The organism is Bradyrhizobium sp. CCGUVB1N3, from assembly GCF_024199925.1.
In the GTDB taxonomy this organism is placed as follows: domain Bacteria; phylum Pseudomonadota; class Alphaproteobacteria; order Rhizobiales; family Xanthobacteraceae; genus Bradyrhizobium.
Genome location: NZ_JANADR010000001.1, coordinates 6,520,116 through 6,536,231, shown reverse-complemented (window position 1 = coordinate 6,536,231; position 16,116 = coordinate 6,520,116). Strand labels below are relative to the sequence as shown.

Genomic DNA, 16,116 nt, shown 5'->3' with positions numbered 1-16,116 from the left:
GAAGACTTAAGCAAAGGCTTGTCCGACAGGGATCAAACCGACTTCAGCGAACTTGTCGGCGATGATGTCCTTGTCGAACGGCTTCATGATGTATTCATTGGCGCCGCCGCTGAGCGCCTGGGCGATGTGGGCGACGTTGTTCTCGGTGGTGCAGAACACGACCTTGGGCTGGTCGCCGCCGGGCAGGCGGCGCATGTGGCCCATGAACTCGAAGCCGTCCATGACCGGCATGTTCCAGTCGAGCAGCACGGCATCGGGCAGCTTCTGCCGGCAGACCTCCAGCGCCTTCGAGCCGTCCTCGGCTTCAGTCACTTCGAATTCGAGGCCTTCCAGGATGCGGCGCGCGATCTTGCGCACGACGCTGGAATCATCGACGACCAAACATGTCTTCATTTTAGTTCTCCGGCTTCGATGTTGTTGGGCTCACGCAGCCATTTGCACTTTGGTTTCGAGCTCGAGGACGCGATCGACGTCGAGGACGACCATGAGCTGGCCGTCGAGGCGGTGGACGCCGCCGGCGAGCTTGGCCATGCGGGGGTCGAGGTTGACGGGGTTTTCCTCTTTGCCGTCCACGGGCAGGCGCAGCACTTCGCCGATCGTGTCGATCAGGAGGCCATAGGACTCGCCGCGCAGGTCGACGCCGACCGCCATCGGCACCTTGCCGTCCTCGGGCCGCGGCAGGCCGAGGCGGGCGCGCATGTCGACGACGGTGACGATGCGGCCGCGCAGGTTCAAGACCCCCGCGATCTCGCGCGAGGCCAGGGGAACGCGGGTGACGCGCTCGGGCATGAACACGTCCTGGACGCGCGAGATCGGCAGGCCGAACAGCTGGCCGCCGATCATCGCGGTGACGTATTCGACCATGGCGCCTTCGCTGCTTTGCGTCTTGCTGCTCATCTGTGTTTCCCCTGGTTCTTTATGAGTATGATCTTGTCGGAAAACCGCTTCACACTTTTCCGGATCATGCTCTACGCCGCCGCCCGGCTCAGCTCGGAGGCGCCGGCGGCACCTGCCGTCTGTTCCTTCAGCGCCGCGATCAGACCGGGACGGTCGAACTTGGCGACATAGTCGTGGAAGCCGGCCTGCCGGCCGCGCTCGATCGCCGCCGGCGAGACCAGCGCCGAGAGCCCGATGATCGGCATCGCGCCGAGATTGTGGTCGGAGCGGATCGTTTCGGCGAACTCGAACCCGTTCATGTCGGGCATCTCGATGTCGGTCAGCACGACGTCGAAGCTCTGCGCGCGCAGCGCAGCCAGGCCCTCCTGCGCGGTCGGCGCGGTACGGACGCGGTAGCCGGCCGCCTTCAGCACCGGCGCCAGCATGTTGCGGAAGAAGGCCGAGTCGTCGACCAGCAGCACCGACTGCGAGGCCATCGACGGCTTCATCTCCTTGCGGGTGAACCAGTCGGCGAACGCCATCGGCAGGAAGTGGCCGACGTCGATCACCTCGGTGGCCTGGCCCTTGATCACGGCCGAGCCCAAAATGCCGGCGCTGGAGCCGCCGACCTCGATGTTGAGGCGCTCCTCGACGATGTCGATGATCTCGTCGACGACGAGGCCCATGGAGCGGCCGTCATCGGCAAACACCAGGATCGGCTGGGCGCCCTGGGCGGCGATGGTGACGCCCTCGATGGCGACCAGCGGCATCAGCTGCTCGCGGTACTGCACCATGTAACGGCCGTTGCTGAACTCGATCTTGTCGGCCGGCAGCTCCTCCAGGCGCGTGACGAGGCCGAGCGGGACCGCCTTGGGCTGGCTGGAGCCGGCGCGGAACACCAGCAGCGAGGTGGTCTGCTCGCCACTTCCGATGTGATGGCCGGCATTCTCGTCGGTCATGTCATGGGCCGAGGAGCCGGAGGCGCCGAGCGCCTTGGCAATGCCGTTGGGGTCGATGATCATGATGACGGCGCCATCGCCCAGGATCGTATTGCCCGAGAACATGTCGATGTGGCGCAGCTTGGTCGACATCGGCTTGACCACGATTTCTTCGGTGTGGAACACGCCGTCGACCACGATGCCGAAGGTCTGGCTGCCGACCTGGGTGACCACGATAAAGCCGTTCTCGGGATCGGAGGCTGCGCCGTCGTCGATCTTGAGGAGCTTCTTGAGGTGGATCAGCGGCAGCAGCTTGTTGCGCAACCTCAAGACCGCGGTGTCCTTGATGCGCTCGATGCGGTGCTCGGAGTTGGCGCGGGCCCGCACCAGCTCGACGACCGAGAGCTGCGGAATGGCAAAGCGGTCGCCGGCGGCTTCCACGATCAGCGCGGAGACGATGGCCAGCGTCAGCGGGATCTTGATGGTGACGGACGAGCCTTCACCGGCGACGCTCTTGATGTCGATGGTGCCGCCGATCTGGTCGATATTGGTGCGCACCACGTCCATGCCGACGCCGCGGCCCGAGACCGAGGTGATGGCGGCCGCGGTCGAGAAGCCCGGCGCGAAGATGAACTTGTGGATCTGGGCTTCGCTCATCTTCTCCAGCTCGGCCTCGGTGACGAGACCGCTCGAGAGCGCCTTGGCCTTGATCTTCTCGGTGTTGAGGCCTCTGCCGTTGTCGGCGATGCAGATGATGATGTGGCCGCCCTCGTGATAGGCGGACAGCCGAATGGTGCCCTGCTCGCCCTTGCCGCTCGCCGTGCGCTCGGCCGGGGTCTCCAGGCCATGGTCGGCGGAGTTGCGCACCATATGGGTGAGCGGGTCCTTGATCAGGTCGAGCACCTGGCGGTCGAGCTCGGTGTCGGCGCCGTGCATCTCCAGCTCGATCTGCTTGCCGAGTTCGCTCGAGAGATCGCGGACGATGCGCGGCAGCTTCTGCCAGGCATTGCCGATCGGCTGCATGCGCGTCTTCATGACGCCTTCCTGCAGCTCGGCGGTGACGTTGGACAGCCGCTGCAACGGCACCTTGAACTCGGTGTCCTCGTTGCGGCGGGAGATCTCCAGAAGCTGGTTGCGGGTCAGGACCAGCTCGGAGACCATGGTCATCAGATGCTCCAGCGTATCCACGTTGACGCGGATCGACTGGTTGGCGACGCGGTCGCCTTCGCTGGCCCCCTCGTCGGCCATCGACTTCTTCGGCGCGGCCTTCTCCTTGGGCGCCTTGGCGTCCTTGGCGGCTTCCTTGACGGCTTCCTTGGCGACCGCAGCTGCCGGAGAGGCCGCGGGCGCCTTCACCTCGGCCTTGGCAGCGGGCGCAGGCGCTTCGATCGCGGTCTCGCGGAAGGCGCGCTCGAGCTCGTCCAGCGACACTTCGCCCGGACGCAGCGGCCGCTCCAGCGTCTGGTCGATCAGCGAACCCGTGGTCATCTCTTTTGCGGGCGCGGGCGCAGCCGCAACAGGGACTTCCGGCACCAGCGGCGGGGCTTCGGCAACGGGCGCAGCGCTACCTGCCGCCGGCATCGGCTGCGCCGACGCTGACGCGATCGGCTGCGCCGACGCTGACATAGCCGCCATGCCCTGCTCGACCATCGCTTCCAGCTTGTCGATGAGATCGCGGTCGGTGCCCTCGGGCTCGGCTTCGGTCGCCTCGAGCCCGGCCAGAATCTCCTTGATGCGGTCGATCGACGACAGGATCACCGTCACCGCCTCGGCGGTCACCGGCATGCCGTCACGGAATTTGCCCATCAGCGTCTCGCCGGCATGCGCCAGCGCTTCGAGCCGCGGCAATCCCAGAAAGCCGCACGTCCCCTTGATGGTGTGAACCAGGCGGAAGATGTTATCCAGGATCTTGGCGTTGTTCGGCTCCTGCTCGAACTTCACCAGCTGATTGTCGACGGTGTCCAGGCTCTCGCTGGTCTCCGTCAAAAACTCCCGCAACAGATCATCCATGGAATACGCCTTACCAACCTTGGACTCGCCACCGGCTTCCCGGCCTTGATCGCGACTTGCCTGACGGCCCTTCACGACCAGCATCTTCGCCAAGCGGATGTGTCGTGGTGACGCCGATCCGCCTTCTCACAATCGACGCAGTGCGCTCCCTTCAATCGTTAGACATCGCATTTCACGGCCGCGTTAATTTCGACCTCCGTGCTAATACGGATATTGAAGACAACTTTGTCGTTTGGCGCAGCGCCCTGGCGGCTTTCGACAAAACCGGCCGCAGGCGTCGCGGCGATGACGCAAACGGTCGGCGCGCCGCATGTCGCGGCACGCGCTGTAAAGGAAAGCCTCGGCGGTGAAAGGCGCTATGCCGGCGCCGCGCGGGTTGAATCAAATCTTCCGCATCCGTCATCGCCCGTGAGGTGGGCGATTGCTGCCCCGACCGCGACGCACGCGATGGGCCTTTGAGGTAAACAGACCCTTACCCCATGAGCGCGTCGACCGAGAGCGCGCTAACCCAACCGCGCGACCGGACGTTTTGCCGACGTGGTTCGATTAGCGAAGTCATAGCCGGACATCGCGATCAGCGGCATAGCGGGCGCGCGCTTGTGGAAGATGCGGACCGACTCGAAGCCGCGCATGTGCGGCATGAAGATGTCGACGATCATCAGATCAACCGGGCGCGCTCGAGGGCGGCAACGTGCTTGCCCCATAACGTGCATATAGACCCGCGCGCAACCTTTGTTGTACATTAGGTCAAGCCGTGCAACTGCATCACGAAGCACCATGTGCAGCATGATGACGGACAGCAGCCGGATTGATTTCGCATGACTGCCAGCGGTCGCCCGCCCAATCAATTGCTCAGGACGCTCGATGCGGCGGACTTCGCGCTGCTGGAGCCCCATCTCGCGACTGTCGAGCTGGTCAGGGAGATGTCCCTCGGGGTGGACGGAGCTCCGCCGAAGCAGGTCTACTTCCCGCTTCGCGGCGCGGTCTCGATAACGGTCAATCTCGCAGACGGACAGACGATCGAGGTGGCGATGCTGGGCCGCGACAGCGTCATCGGCGGCGGCGCGGCACTGGCCGGCTGGGCTGCACTGGCGGACGCGGTCGTGTTGTTTCCAGGCACGGCCGTGAGCCTGGACTGCGCCGCGTTTCGCCGTATCGCCGACAGAAGCCCGCGGTTCCGTCGCCTGATGGTTCGCCACGAGCAGGCGCTGCTGGCCCACGCGCAACAATCCGTGCTCTGCAACACGTTGCATCCGGTCGAAGCCAAGCTTGCGCGCTGGCTGCTGCGCGCCCGCGACCTCTGCGACAGCGCAACCGTTCCGCTGACACAGGAGCTGCTGGCGCAGATGATCGGCGTTCGGCGCAATGCGATCTCGCTGGTGGCGCATTCGCTACAGCGGGCCGGCATCATCCGTTACAGCCGAGGCCACATCGAGATTACCGACGCGCATGCGTTGGAGGCAACATGCTGCGCGTGTCACGGCGCGGTGAAAAATGCCTATGCACGGCTACTGGTATCCGCTCCGTGAGCCGGCAGGCTGCGTCGTGGTGACGCAACTTCATGTGCATGCCGACGTGCACACAGGCTCCTTACGACCTTCAGGACGCTATATGTCCAATTGCCAACATATCCCGGGAGGCACATGATGGGCGTCATGGACCCGTGCGAGGGATGGCGAACGCACGACAGCGCTTCGCCGGCCGGGAAAGACGGGAGGCAGCTTTGGAAACGATGGTGCGTCCATCCAATGGTTTCCTGTCTGCGCTGTCGGCGGATGATTACGAGTTGATCCGCCCGCACTTACGCATCACCGATCTGCCCCATGAGACCGTACTGGTGGAGACGGGCGAAGCGCTCAAGCGCGCCTATTTCCTGCATCGCGGCGTGATCTCGCTGGTCGTGGAACTCGCCAAGGGCGAGCATGTGCAGGTCGCGATGATCGGCCGCGACAGTCTGCTCGGAGCCTTGTCGGCGATGGGTGATGCGAGCGCGCTGAACAGCGCGGTGGTGCTCGTCGGCGGCATGGCCTCGGTGATGGATCTCGACCGTTTGCGCGCCGCGGCCGACCAAAGTTCCTCCCTGCGGACCTTGCTGACGCGCCATGCGCTTGCGGTCTATGCGCAGGTCCAACAGACCGCCGGCTGCAATGCCGCCCATCCCGTGGAGTCGCGGCTGTCGCGGTGCCTGTTGCAGATCCATGACCTGTCGGGCGACGTCAGGCTGCTGCTGACCCAGGAAAATCTGGCGCAGATGATCGGCGCGCGGCGCAACAGCGTCTCGCTGGTCGCCAACACGCTGCAACAGGCCAATTTCATCCACTACAGCCGCGGCCATATCCAGATCAACAATCTCGACGGGCTGCGCCAGACCGCCTGCGAATGCTACGCCACGGTGAAGGCGCAGTACGACCGGTTGCTCGGGCCGCGATGATCCGCTGCCCGCTGCCGCCCGATCATGCGTATTGTCCCCAGGCATGACATTTACACGGCGTAGACGTTCGGCCGATAGAACCGTCTCATGCGCGAAGCTGCCGCCCGGTCGTCTTTCGAATCCTCCCTCGCCGCCGAGCCGGCGCGGGATCCCGGTGCATTCCAGGCGCTGGTGCGCGAGATCGGAGAACACGGGGCCGGCGAGGTCCGCGCCGTGTTCTGGAGCGAGACCGATGCGCGCCTGAAGCTGTTCGGCGATCTTGCGCTCGCGCAGCAGCGCGCTCGGATCGAGCGCGAAGCCCATTCGCTGAAGAGCGCGGCGCGTACCTTCGGCTATCAGCGGCTCGCGGCGCTCGCCCAGCAGCTCGAGCGAAACGCGGCGGCGCTCGATGACGTCGCCTATCGCAAGCTGCTGGACGCGATGACGAAAGCCTACGCCGCGGCGCGCGACGAGGACGCCTGATCCCTCGCGCAAAATCCCGCCGTACTTCTACGGCTTGGGATTTTCACACATGGCTAATCAACACTTGGCTAATCATAGGCGACGATAGTCGCGCGAGACCAGGAGGGTTTCCATGTTCACCTTTGAAACTGCGGACCAGAAGGAAGTCCGCCGCTTCCGCATTGCCCAGTTCAACGGCCGCATGGCGACGGTGAAATCGGGCGAGGCGACGGTGACCGGCTTCGTGCGCTCCGTGCTGGAACAGGAATCGAGCATCCCGCAGCGCTGGACCGTCACGATCATCCCGAGCGCGCCGAAGGACGAGGTGAAGCCGCGGCGTCCGAACTCGCGCGCGCGCCCCTTCGCGGACGACTATTACTGAGACGACACAGCAGACAGTCCGCCGCCGCCCGTCACAGCCCGCCTCAATCGATCGAATGCAGCAGCGCCGCGCGGACCAGATCCGCGGTGTTGCGCGCCCCGAGCTTGCGCATAGCCTCCGCGCGATGGCTCTCGAAGGTGCGCGGGCTGATCTGCATCCGCAGCGCGCCCTGCTTGTTCGAATAGCCTTCGCTGATCAGCCGCAGCACCTCGCGTTCGCGCCTGGTCAACCGCTTCGAGCCATGCGGGCCGGAGAGCTCGCTGCCGGCCGGGCGCAAAGCGAGCGGCGCGCGTCCGGCACTCGCCTCGGTGTCGTCGATCCCTGACGCTCCGTTCCGCGGCGCGCCGTCAAGCTGCTTGACCAGCGTGCAGACGCGCTCGGTCTGCGCCAGCGCATTCTCGACAACGCGCTGCAAATAGGCCCGGTCGGCGGAGACCGGGGAAAGCTGGTCGCTGTGATGCTTGATCTCGCCCATGTAGAGGAGAAGGGCGGTCAGGGGGCCGTTCAGCTCGCGGGCGATCGCAGCAGCGGTCTCCTCGGAAGCCTTGGCACGGGCGGCTTTCAACCGGGCGAGTTCGAGCTCTTCGTGCGGAGAAGTGCTGCTTTCGTACCAAGCCGACGATCGCGAATCAGCGATCGGATCATTCTCATGCCCCATGTGATTCGTTTAGCGGAACCCGGGGGGAATCGTGGTTAACTTTTTGTTCCGTAAGACTACGGTGATTTTGACGGTTTTGTGCGAGATCTCCGGCGTCGGCACAATTCATGCTTGCCGTGATGGCCCGCGGACCGCGCATCGGTTGCAAATTCTGCCTAAATCCCAGGCATCTCCCGAAATCCCTTCTTAACGTCAGGGCGGGCGTCGGGCGGCCGCGCCGTACGACTTTACCAATTAATTAACGGTGACTTGCTTCTCTGGAGCGCAGTTGAGAGCGCGCAAATGCCTCCACGCGACGAACCAGTAACAGTTCCGGAAAAGTTGCGAAAAATTGCGTGCCATGAGCCAGGTCGAACAGCTCTGGGAATTCCTGCAGCGGCTGACGCCGCTGTCGCGGAGCTGTCTGCTCAGCGAGCTCGAGCGGCTGGAGCTGTGCGGCATCGATATGCCGGGCTCGCCCGACATCCTGGCGAAGCTGCGCGCCGAATTCCGCAAGGACGGATCGACCCAGGCGCGCGCCCCCAATCCGTCGAACTCCTTCTTCGCTCCGCTCGAGCTGCTTCTGATCGACGGCGCGCCCGAGCACGCCAATATGGGGCGAATCTCGCGCAACACGCTGACGCCGATCTGGGAGTGGATCTGCCGCGACCTGCTGCCGACCATGGCGCGCGACTACATCAAGGCGATCAACGACCAGGTCGCCGCCAATAACCCGAAGGACGTGCAGAAGACCGCGGCCGCGTTCCAGATCAAGGTCGTCAAGGTCCTCGAGAACACGCTCGCTTCGGCCGACGGCACCGAGCTCGCCCGCGCCAAGCTCGGGCAATACACCGCCTCGCGCTTCGCCTTCGACGACGTGACCAAGATGCTGCAGGTGCTGCGCGCCCACAACGCTTTGGCGAAGTTCAACGAAAAGCTGCCCGAGAAGATCTCGAAATTCGACGACGGCCTGGTGAAGCAGATCACCGCGCGCCTCGATGCCTTCAGGAAGGCCAATCCCGAGGCGCTGCCCTTTGCGCTGGCGCTGGTGGCACGGCGGCTGAAGACGCCCTGGCACCTGATCCGCCTCGCGACCAGGGCCGCGCCGACCAAAACCGCCGCCGACGTCGCCGCCACGCCCTATGCCATCACGGTTCCGATGGTGCTCGACCGGATCGACGACAAGCGCCTCGCGCTGCGGTTCGCGCTGAAAAACAACCGGGTGCTGATCGCTCGCGATCTGCTCGCGGAAATCTATGACGTCGAATATGCGCTCAAGGTCCGCATTGACGAGATCGAGTCGTCCGAGTGGGGCATTCGCCTCCAGCAATTGATGGACGCGATCGCCGCGCTCGTCGCCACCGAGGTCAGCCGCTTCCCGGACAATGTCGGTCACATCCTCGGTTCGCGCCGCCTGCGCAACCACGACTCGCTCGCGGGCAAGCTGACCTATCTGGCCTGGAAGGGACGCGATGCCGTGCAGGACGGCGCGGCCGTGTTCCGGAAGCTGATCGGGCAGAGCTGAGCTTTGCGGCTAGTTCCGCGGCACGCGCGGCAGGCTCAGGAAACGATCGAGAAATCGTCCCGACAGCACGAACCAGAACCACCAAGCCATCATACGCCGTGTCGTCATCGCTGCGATCCTTACGCAGCCCATCACCGGATAAGCGCATTCATAGCGCAGGTGCGGCAAGACGCATGTGAACTGCTTCACAGTCGCCCTGCGGCGGACCGCCACGGCCGGATGTGGAACCACGCTGCCCGGCGGCCTTGGAACCGTCACGCCGCCTCGAATGTTTTTCGTGAAAACAACCCCATGCAAAGTAGGGGGCGGCCTCCAAGGAAAGGCTCCCGTCATGTCCCTGTCCCATGTCGACCCGGCCTCGCTGCCCGACAGCGAGCACCAGCTTCAGCTGCGCCGCGCCGTGATCGCCTCCACCATCGGCACCGCCATCGAGTGGTACGATTTCTTCCTCTATTCGACCGTCACTGGCCTGGTTTTCGCAAAACTGTTCTTTCCGCATTCCGATCCGTGGGTTGGCACGCTCGAGGCCTTCGCGATCTACGCCGTCGGCTTTATCGCCCGCCCCGTCGGCGCGGCCATTTTCGGCCATTACGGCGACCGCATCGGCCGCAAATCGACGCTGATCGCCACGCTGCTCCTGATGGGGCTCGCGACCTTCGCGGTGGCGCTGGTCCCGACCTATGAGAGCATCGGAATCTGGGGCGCGGTCGCCCTGACCGTGCTGCGCTTCGTCCAGGGCGTGGGCGTCGGCGGCGAATGGGGCGGCTCGGTGCTGATGTCGATGGAATGGGCGCGCAACGATCACTCCCGCGGATTTATCGCCTCATGGCCGCAATTCGGCGTGCCCTGCGGGCTGTTCCTCGCGAACCTCGCCGTGCTCGCCTTCAGCCAGATGTCCGGCGAGCAGTTCTTGTCATGGGGCTGGCGCGTGCCCTTTGCGCTGAGCCTCATCCTGGTCGGCGTCGGCCTCTACATCCGGCTCGGCATTCTGGAGACGCCAGTGTTTTCCAGGCTGGTCGCGGAGCGAAAGGTCGAGCGCACGCCGATGCTGCAAGTGATCAAGGAGCATCCGAAGGAGATCCTGCTGTCGGCCTTTGCCCGCATGGCCGAGCAGGCGCCGTTCTACATCTTCACCGCCTTCATCTTCGCCTATGGCGTCAAGACGCTGAACGTGTCGCGCGACTTCCTGCTCACCGCGGTGCTCGCAGCCTCGGTGCTGTCCTTCGTCTCGATCCCGCTGTTCGGCCATTTGTCCGACCGCATCGGGCGCAAGAACATGTACATGATCGGCGCGGCCGTGACCGGCGTGTTCGGCTTCATCTATTTCCGCATGCTCGACACCGGATCGCAGCCGGTCATCTTCCTCGCCATCATCCTGTCGCTGATCCCGCATGACATGATGTACGGCCCGCAGGCCGCGCTGATCGCTGAAAGCTTCACCGGACGCCTGCGCTACAGCGGCGCCTCGCTCGGCTATCAGCTCGCCTCCGTCATCGCCGGAGGTCCTGCGCCTCTGATCGCGGCCTGGCTGTTCGGCGCCTTCCAGTCGGCAACCGCCATCGCTGCCTATGTCGCGCTGTGCGCCGTGATCAGCCTGATCGCGACCGCGGCGATGACCGACTACACTGGCAAGAACATCTCGGGCGAGTATAGGGTGGGCTGAGGCATGATGAGATTGAGCTTCTTTGCAAGCCGCGAACGAAGCTGCGCTCCCTCTCCCGCTTGCGGGAGAGGGCTGGGGTGAGGGTGCCTCCACGAAGGAGAGCGTCGACTGTCTTACCGGGAGAGCCCCCGAGTGGAGAGAGCCCCCACCCGCGCCTTCGGCGCGACCTCCCCCGCAGGCGGGAGAGGTAAAGCGAGCCTGCGGCCCAATCGATTCTGTTCAGCGACGACATCACGTGAGAAGGAAGGACCTCGCAAATGAGATCAGTGCGAACGACGTTGACCGCGGCTGCATTGCTGGCCGGCGCTTTGGCGATCAAGTCCGCGGCCATTGCGCAGACCGCGCCGCCGCCGGAGAGCGCCGCGCCGACCGCCGACAATGCCGTCATGCTCACGGTGTTCTTCAAGCACGACCAGTCGCGCCCTGTGCACGAACTGAACGCCCAGCTCGAGAAGCAGGGCTACTACAAATCCTTCCCGCCGCCGGGCGTCGAGGTGGTGAGCTGGTACGTGATGATGGGCATCGGCCAGGTGGTCACGCTCAGGCTTCCAGCCTCGCAGCTGCGCGAGGTCAATCGCATCATCGAGGACAGCGCGTGGGGGCCGTACCGGACCGAGTTCTATCCGACCTACGACTACAAGGCGGTCGGCATGGCGAAGCACGACAAGGCTGCCAGCAACTGATTACCGGCGTTATCGAATGAGGCGACATCGCGCGCGACGTCGCCTCATCGCTGGGTCAGATGAGTTGCCGCATCGCGTGCGCGGCATTGCCGATATCGCAACGATTGCAGCGCCACCCGCGCGCGACGGACGCGGGTGTGAAGTCTTCTTCAACAGGATCCGTACAATTTTACATATGATGAGGGCTTTAACGTTACCCAAATAATTCAACAATGATGCTGAAGCTCTCCATATTTGGAGCCGCGCACGCCGTTATGAAGTTGTCACGGAACGGGGAGTGCTGTGCGATGGACGAGGGGCTGGGCGAGCTCGTTGGACGGAAGACTGTAACCTTTGGACGGCGAAAGGTGACGCCGCGCGCTTGCGTGGCTGACGGCAAGCGGCACCTGCGTGCCTTCATGAGCGAGGTGCTCGAGGATCTCGGCTTCGTCACCAGCGAATGCGCCAATGCCGACGAGCTGCGTGGCGTGCTCGCCACGGAACTCCCCGATCTCATACTGCTCGGCATTGCCGCCGACGGCATCGAGCCGGGAAGATTTCTGGAGATTTTGGTGCGCGAGGAATTCGGCGGCAAGGTTTTGGCCGTCGGCGCGCGCGAGTCGATCATCGTCAAGGCGGTGCAGCAGGTCGGCGAGGAATATGGCCTTGCCATGCTGCCGCCGCTGACGACGCCGTTTGCCGCCGAGACGCTGCGCGACCGCATTGCGATGCTGCTGCCGGACGAGCCGGCGCCGAGCCCTGCCGTGCATGTCGGCGAAGCCTTGCATGCGGGCTGGCTCGAGCTCTGGTACCAGCCGAAGATCGACGCGCGCACGCTGATCCGCTGCGGCGCCGAGGCGCTGGTGCGGATGCGGCATCCGACCTGGGGCGTGGTGCCGCCGGCCTATTTCATTCCGGAGGAGCGCGATCCGCACTTCCGCGAACTCTCCGAGTTCGTGATCGAGCGCGTCCTGCAGGACTGGCACTATCTGGTGGAACGGCAGAGCCCGGTCGATCTCTCCATCAACCTGCCAGCCTCGTTCCTGCGCGAGCCCCAGGCCGTACGCGATCTCTGCCAATGCATGCCCGCCCATCCCGCCTTCGGCGGGCTGACGATCGAGATCGAGAGCTCCGAGGTGATCCGGGATCTCGACCTGCTGCTCGACGTCGCATCCGACGTGCGCTTCCACAACATTGGCCTCGCCATCGACAATGTCGGCACCAACTGGCCGGAGCTGATGGGGCTCGACCGGTTTCCCTTCGTCAAGCTCAAGGCCGACCGGCACTTCGTCACCGGCAGCAGCAACGATGCGCTGAAGCGCAACGTGTGCCGCCACATCGTCGAGCTAGCCCGGGATTACGGCGCGCGCAGCGTCGCCGAAGGCATCGAAACCCGTGCCGATCTCGTCGCCGCCAACGAGATCGGCTTCGACCTCGTGCAGGGCTATCTGTTCGGCAAGCCGATGCCGCTGAAGAAGTTTGCGAGGAGCGCGCTGACGCGGACGGTGATGGGACAGGGGTGAGGCGGCGGCCTCACGCAAACCGCCGCGCAAAGGCGACGCAGACGACCACGAGCGCGGTTGCTGCGATCATGCTCCACGCCACCGGCTCGTGCAGGACGAGACCGGCGAGCGCGAGGCCAAGGAACGGCTGAACCTGTTGCAGCTGACCGACACTGGCGGTGCCGCCGAGGGCGAGGCCGCGGTACCAGAACACGAAGCCGACGAACATGCTGAAGACGGAGACGTAGGCAAGGCCGATCCAGGCCGGCGCGCCGATGCCGTCCCATGTCGGCGGCAACGACAGGATCGCGACCGGCAGCATCAGCGGCAAGGCAAGGATCAGCGCCCATGAGATGACCTGCCAGCCGCCGAGCCGGCGCGACAGCGTCGCGCCTTCGGCGTAACCGAGGCCGCAGAGCAGGATCGCTGCGACCATCAGCAGATCGCCGGTGAGCGAGCCCGCGCCGCCGCCCGACAGCGCAAAGCCGGCAACCGTCGCGCTGCCGACGATCGAGAACAACCAGAACAGGGGGCGCGGCCGCTCGCCACCGCGCAGCACGGCGAAGATTGCGGTCGCCAGCGGCAACAGGCCGACGAAGACGATCGAATGTGCCGAGGTGATGTGCTTCAGCGCCAGCGCCGTCAGCAGCGGGAAGCCGATCACGACGCCCATCGAAACGATGGCGAGCGAGGCAAGGTCTTTTCGCGCGGGTCTCTGCTGATGAAGCAGGGCAAGCAGCGCTGCCCCCAACAGGGCCGCAATCACCGCGCGCGCCGAGGTCAGGAAGGTTGCGGAAAAGCCGCCGACCGCGACGCGCGTCGCCGGCAGCGAACCGCTGAAGATGACGACGCCCAGGAGCCCGTTACCCCATCCGTTGCCGGCCGCTTGCATGTCGCCTCGCTTTCCCCAATCGCGACCCTGGCCTTTTGGCAGTGGCGAAACCAGCGACAATTCCATACAATCTGGCGAAACTGTATCGATATGGAAGCCCATACACTTGGACCAGACGGCAACAACCAAAGGCCGCGGCGGGGCGCGCACCCTCGAGGTGATGAGCGCCATCCGCGCCAAGGTCGCGGGCCGCGTGCTCGGCGCCGGCGATCGCTTGCCATCGATCCGCAAGCTCGCCGCGAGCATGGGTGTTTCGCCCTCCACCGTGGTTGAAGCCTATGATCGGCTGGCTGCCGAAGGCTTGATCCGGGCGCGGCGCGGCTCCGGCTTCTACGTCTCCGCGACCTCCATGCCGCCGCTCGCGCTCACCGATGTCGAGCCGCGCCGCGACCGCGCCGTCGATCCGTTCTGGGTGTCACGGCAATCGCTCGATGCCGATTCCGCCACGCTCAAGCCCGGCTGCGGCTGGCTGCCGGCGGACTGGATGCCGGAGGCCGCCTTGCGCCGCGCTTTTCGCGCGGTCGCCAGGAGCGATGACAGCGTGCTCGCGGACTATGGCTCTACGCGCGGCTCGCTTGCGCTGCGCCGCTATCTGCTGGCCCGCTTTGCCGAGGATGGCATCGCGGCCTCGATCGACCAGCTCCTGCTCACGGGTTCGGGCACGCAAGCAGCCGACCTCGTCTGCCGTTTCCTGCTGCGGCCCGGCGACACCGTGCTGGTCGACGATCCCTGCTACTTCAATTTTCGCGCGCTGCTGCGCGCGCATCAGGTGAAAATCATCGGCGTGCCCTACACGCCGTCAGGTCCGGAAGTCGCGCGTTTCGAAGCGATCCTCAGCGCGATGCGGCCGCGCCTCTACATCACCAATTCCGCGCTCCACAACCCGACCGGCGCGACGCTGTCGCTGCAAACCGCGCACCGCGTGCTGAGCGCCGCCGCTGCACATGGGCTGGTAATCATCGAGGACGACATCTTTGCCGATCTCGAGCCCGAGCGGTCGCCGCGCCTCGCCGCGCTCGACGGCCTCTGCAACGTCATCCGCATCGGCAGCTTTTCCAAGACGCTCTCCGCCTCGGTACGCTGCGGCTATATCGCCGCGCGCGCCGACTGGATCGAGCATCTCGTCGATCTCCAGGTCGCAACCAGCTTTGGCGGCCCGAGCCCGGTTGCGACCGACGTGATTGCGAAGGTGCTCGCGGGCGGCAGCTACCGCAAGCACATGGATGAGCTGAGGCAAAGGCTCTCGCGCACGCGACGTGACGTGGCGAAGAAGCTCGGGGCGCTCGGCCTCGAACCCTGGCTGATGCCGCGCGGCGGATTCTTTCTGTGGTGCCGCCTGCCCGACGGACTGGATTCGGCGGAAATCGCCCGCGCGGCGCTTGCCGAAGACGTGGTGCTTGCGCCGGGGAATGTCTTCAGCGCGTCGCAGACCGCCAGCGCCTTCCTGCGTTTCAATGCGGCTCAGTCGACGGAGCCGCGAATCTGGGATGTGCTGCACCGCGCGTTGAGCGCGAAGCGACGTCATCGGGACGCGGATATTGCCGCGCCAAAAGCCCGCAGAGGTTAGCGGGCTTTGCGTTCACCTAAACGCTTGCCGCAAGCAGGTCAGAGGCTGTCTGGCGGAGGTCGCGAAACGCGACATTGAGTTTTTCCAGATTATCCTTCTGGTTGCCGCCCTCGTTGATCAGAATCAGGAGACGGTCGACGGCCTTCATCTTTTCCATGGTCAGATCGAAGGCGGCTGCAGTTTCCTTGTCCCAGAAGCGCTGGACCCATGAGCGGTAGACGTATTCCTTCCTTGAAATCGTGTTCATCACCTCATTGTACTCTTGCGCAATAGCGCTCTTGTCGTCGTCACTGGCCCATGTGCTGCCGTAATAGACCTTCACGAGCCGATCGATGATAAAGACGAAATGACTGATATCGATCGCCATTTCTTCATAGTACTTGGCGCGCATGTCGGCCCGGTTCAGGGCGAACTTTATTTTCTCCACAAGCCGCGCCGAAAACAGTCCGAGCACGGTCAAGACGATGCCGACGAACCAGGCACCGGCCTGGTTCGCAAACGAATAGAAAAAGTGAGTAAGCCAGTCCGCCATCGCATAGTTCCTGGACCGCCAGGCAAACCGTGGTGAGCTTGCGCGCCAAGTCGCGCTT

15 protein-coding genes and 1 pseudogene are annotated in these 16,116 nt (G+C 64.6%); 9 read left to right on the top strand and 7 right to left on the bottom strand.

All coding sequences use genetic code 11. The annotated features are described in order from the left end of the window. Positions 1-6: 6 nt before the first annotated feature. The 4 genes and pseudogenes from NLM33_RS31205 to NLM33_RS31190 form a co-directional block, all read right to left on the bottom strand. Positions 7-393, bottom strand: a complete 387-nt coding sequence (locus NLM33_RS31205) for a response regulator (RefSeq protein WP_027526396.1) — start codon at positions 391-393, stop codon at positions 7-9. A 30-nt stretch (positions 394-423) separates the two neighbouring features. Further along, positions 424-897 carry a chemotaxis protein CheW gene (locus NLM33_RS31200; protein WP_254101934.1) on the bottom strand — a complete coding sequence of 158 codons (474 nt, stop codon included), beginning with the start codon at positions 895-897 and terminating at the stop codon, positions 424-426. A 71-nt stretch (positions 898-968) separates the two neighbouring features. Continuing rightward, positions 969-3,824 carry a hybrid sensor histidine kinase/response regulator gene (locus NLM33_RS31195; RefSeq protein WP_254101933.1) on the bottom strand — a complete coding sequence of 952 codons (2,856 nt, stop codon included), beginning with the start codon at positions 3,822-3,824 and terminating at the stop codon, positions 969-971. 545 nt (positions 3,825-4,369) lie between these two features. Continuing rightward, positions 4,370-4,489: pseudogene (locus NLM33_RS31190) on the bottom strand (response regulator); the annotation flags it as partial. A 153-nt stretch (positions 4,490-4,642) separates the two neighbouring features. Between NLM33_RS31190 and NLM33_RS31185 the strand changes: the two are divergent. The 4 genes from NLM33_RS31185 to NLM33_RS31170 all read left to right on the top strand — a co-directional run bounded on the left by NLM33_RS31185 (position 4,643) and on the right by NLM33_RS31170 (position 7,078). Next, a complete protein-coding gene (locus NLM33_RS31185; protein WP_254101932.1) occupies positions 4,643-5,353 on the top strand; it encodes a Crp/Fnr family transcriptional regulator in 711 nt (236 codons plus the stop codon). Between the two features lie 203 nt (positions 5,354-5,556). After that, positions 5,557-6,255, top strand: a complete 699-nt coding sequence (locus NLM33_RS31180; protein ID WP_254101931.1) for a Crp/Fnr family transcriptional regulator — start codon at positions 5,557-5,559, stop codon at positions 6,253-6,255. 87 nt (positions 6,256-6,342) lie between these two features. Beyond that, the gene (locus tag NLM33_RS31175) at positions 6,343-6,717 is read left to right on the top strand and encodes an Hpt domain-containing protein (RefSeq protein ID WP_254101929.1); all 375 of its coding nucleotides are present in this window, start codon (positions 6,343-6,345) and stop codon (positions 6,715-6,717) included. Between the two features lie 112 nt (positions 6,718-6,829). Beyond that, the gene (locus NLM33_RS31170) at positions 6,830-7,078 is read left to right on the top strand and encodes a hypothetical protein (protein ID WP_254101927.1); all 249 of its coding nucleotides are present in this window, start codon (positions 6,830-6,832) and stop codon (positions 7,076-7,078) included. A 43-nt stretch (positions 7,079-7,121) separates the two neighbouring features. Here the strand turns inward: NLM33_RS31170 and NLM33_RS31165 are convergent, their stop codons facing one another. Continuing rightward, complete coding sequence (locus tag NLM33_RS31165; protein WP_254101925.1) at positions 7,122-7,736, bottom strand: helix-turn-helix transcriptional regulator; 615 nt, start codon at positions 7,734-7,736, stop codon at positions 7,122-7,124. A 340-nt stretch (positions 7,737-8,076) separates the two neighbouring features. On the opposite strand from NLM33_RS31165, the gene NLM33_RS31160 reads away from it, so the two are divergent. The 4 genes from NLM33_RS31160 (at position 8,077) to NLM33_RS31145 (ending at position 13,088) form a co-directional block, all read left to right on the top strand. Further along, positions 8,077-9,240, top strand: coding sequence for a hypothetical protein (locus tag NLM33_RS31160; RefSeq protein WP_254101924.1), 1,164 nt, complete (start codon positions 8,077-8,079; stop codon positions 9,238-9,240). 331 nt (positions 9,241-9,571) lie between these two features. Beyond that, a complete protein-coding gene (locus NLM33_RS31155) occupies positions 9,572-10,903 on the top strand; it encodes an MFS transporter (RefSeq protein ID WP_254101923.1) in 1,332 nt (443 codons plus the stop codon). 257 nt (positions 10,904-11,160) lie between these two features. Then, the gene (locus NLM33_RS31150) at positions 11,161-11,586 is read left to right on the top strand and encodes a hypothetical protein (protein WP_254101922.1); all 426 of its coding nucleotides are present in this window, start codon (positions 11,161-11,163) and stop codon (positions 11,584-11,586) included. 287 nt (positions 11,587-11,873) lie between these two features. Further along, positions 11,874-13,088 (top strand): EAL domain-containing protein, encoded by a 1,215-nt coding sequence (locus tag NLM33_RS31145; protein ID WP_254101921.1) that lies wholly within the window; start codon positions 11,874-11,876, stop codon positions 13,086-13,088. A 10-nt stretch (positions 13,089-13,098) separates the two neighbouring features. On the opposite strand, the gene NLM33_RS31140 is transcribed toward NLM33_RS31145, so the two are convergent. Beyond that, on the bottom strand, positions 13,099-13,959 hold the full coding sequence (locus NLM33_RS31140) for a DMT family transporter (protein ID WP_254101920.1): 861 nt from the start codon (positions 13,957-13,959) through the stop codon (positions 13,099-13,101). Between the two features lie 160 nt (positions 13,960-14,119). On the opposite strand from NLM33_RS31140, the gene NLM33_RS31135 reads away from it, so the two are divergent. Beyond that, on the top strand, positions 14,120-15,526 hold the full coding sequence (locus tag NLM33_RS31135; RefSeq protein WP_254105980.1) for a PLP-dependent aminotransferase family protein: 1,407 nt from the start codon (positions 14,120-14,122) through the stop codon (positions 15,524-15,526). Positions 15,527-15,542: 16 nt separating this feature from the next. On the opposite strand, the gene NLM33_RS31130 is transcribed toward NLM33_RS31135, so the two are convergent. Further along, on the bottom strand, positions 15,543-16,058 hold the full coding sequence (locus NLM33_RS31130; protein WP_254101918.1) for a hypothetical protein: 516 nt from the start codon (positions 16,056-16,058) through the stop codon (positions 15,543-15,545). Positions 16,059-16,116 lie beyond the last annotated feature (58 nt).

Coding starts and splice junctions, on each gene's coding strand:
- NLM33_RS31205 (WP_027526396.1), bottom strand. CDS start 393: ATGAAGACATGTTTGGTCGTCGATGATTCCAGCGTCGTGCGCAAGATC.
- NLM33_RS31200 (WP_254101934.1), bottom strand. CDS start 897: ATGAGCAGCAAGACGCAAAGCAGCGAAGGCGCCATGGTCGAATACGTC.
- NLM33_RS31195 (WP_254101933.1), bottom strand. CDS start 3,824: ATGGATGATCTGTTGCGGGAGTTTTTGACGGAGACCAGCGAGAGCCTG.
- NLM33_RS31185 (WP_254101932.1), top strand. CDS start 4,643: ATGACTGCCAGCGGTCGCCCGCCCAATCAATTGCTCAGGACGCTCGAT.
- NLM33_RS31180 (WP_254101931.1), top strand. CDS start 5,557: ATGGTGCGTCCATCCAATGGTTTCCTGTCTGCGCTGTCGGCGGATGAT.
- NLM33_RS31175 (WP_254101929.1), top strand. CDS start 6,343: ATGCGCGAAGCTGCCGCCCGGTCGTCTTTCGAATCCTCCCTCGCCGCC.
- NLM33_RS31170 (WP_254101927.1), top strand. CDS start 6,830: ATGTTCACCTTTGAAACTGCGGACCAGAAGGAAGTCCGCCGCTTCCGC.
- NLM33_RS31165 (WP_254101925.1), bottom strand. CDS start 7,736: ATGGGGCATGAGAATGATCCGATCGCTGATTCGCGATCGTCGGCTTGG.
- NLM33_RS31160 (WP_254101924.1), top strand. CDS start 8,077: ATGAGCCAGGTCGAACAGCTCTGGGAATTCCTGCAGCGGCTGACGCCG.
- NLM33_RS31155 (WP_254101923.1), top strand. CDS start 9,572: ATGTCCCTGTCCCATGTCGACCCGGCCTCGCTGCCCGACAGCGAGCAC.
- NLM33_RS31150 (WP_254101922.1), top strand. CDS start 11,161: ATGAGATCAGTGCGAACGACGTTGACCGCGGCTGCATTGCTGGCCGGC.
- NLM33_RS31145 (WP_254101921.1), top strand. CDS start 11,874: ATGGACGAGGGGCTGGGCGAGCTCGTTGGACGGAAGACTGTAACCTTT.
- NLM33_RS31140 (WP_254101920.1), bottom strand. CDS start 13,959: ATGCAAGCGGCCGGCAACGGATGGGGTAACGGGCTCCTGGGCGTCGTC.
- NLM33_RS31135 (WP_254105980.1), top strand. CDS start 14,120: ATGAGCGCCATCCGCGCCAAGGTCGCGGGCCGCGTGCTCGGCGCCGGC.
- NLM33_RS31130 (WP_254101918.1), bottom strand. CDS start 16,058: ATGGCGGACTGGCTTACTCACTTTTTCTATTCGTTTGCGAACCAGGCC.